The organism is Pseudonocardia nigra (genome assembly GCF_019396355.1).
Lineage (GTDB): Bacteria > Actinomycetota > Actinomycetes > Mycobacteriales > Pseudonocardiaceae > Pseudonocardia > Pseudonocardia nigra.
The window spans coordinates 1-736 of sequence record NZ_JAHKRK010000552.1; the positions used below are offsets into that span (position 1 = coordinate 1).

General features: G+C 63.6%; 1 pseudogene. It reads right to left on the reverse strand.

From position 1 onward, the window contains the following. Positions 1-134 precede the first annotated feature (134 nt). A pseudogene (locus tag KME75_RS42155) lies at positions 135-565 on the reverse strand (transposase); the annotation flags it as partial. Positions 566-736: the final 171 nt, after the last annotated feature.

Consider the following 736-nt stretch of genomic DNA (forward strand, 5'->3'; position numbering starts at 1 on the left):
GCTGATCAAGCTCGAAGCCCGCAATGCCTTCGGGTTCCGCAACCCCATCAACCAACGCCTACGATCACGCTGCGCGAGCATCCGAGCGGCCCTCCGACCAGCCAAGCCCGGTTAACTTCGAAGACCCAGATAACGATCGCGTTCGTGCTGCAGATGACCTTCCGGATCTCGAGGTCGTAGTCGAGGAAGGGCACGAACTCCGACCAGGCGTTGCGCCGCAGCGCGATGATCGCCGGGTACTGCCCGCCCCAAGTGTCGGCGAACTCGGCGAACCTGGCCGCGGCGGCCTGCTCGGTGGGGGCGGTGTAACCGGGCGCAGATCGCGCGCCATCTGCTCCCAGTACTTGCGGGAGGCGTAGCGGAAGGTGTTGCGGATCAGGTGCAGCACACAGGCCTGGACCAGCGCTTGGGGCCACACTGTTGTGATCGACTCCGGCAATCCCTTCAGGCCGTCGCAGACCACGATGCACGCATCGACCACGCCGCGGTTCTTGATCTCGGTCAGCACGTGCAGCCAGTACTTCCTACCCTCGCCACCGTCACCGGCCCAGATCCCGAGGACGTCGCTTGGATGTTCCCGCCGAAGGCGCGATGCTTGCCGGAGTACCAGGGGCCTTATTCATAAGCCGCGAAGAAGAATAGTCCGACAATGGCTTTGACTGCGCTCGGGTACTTGCTGATCGGTGCGCGGTATCGGCCGCCTTCTTCGCTGAGCATCCGCCACGTCTTGAGATGA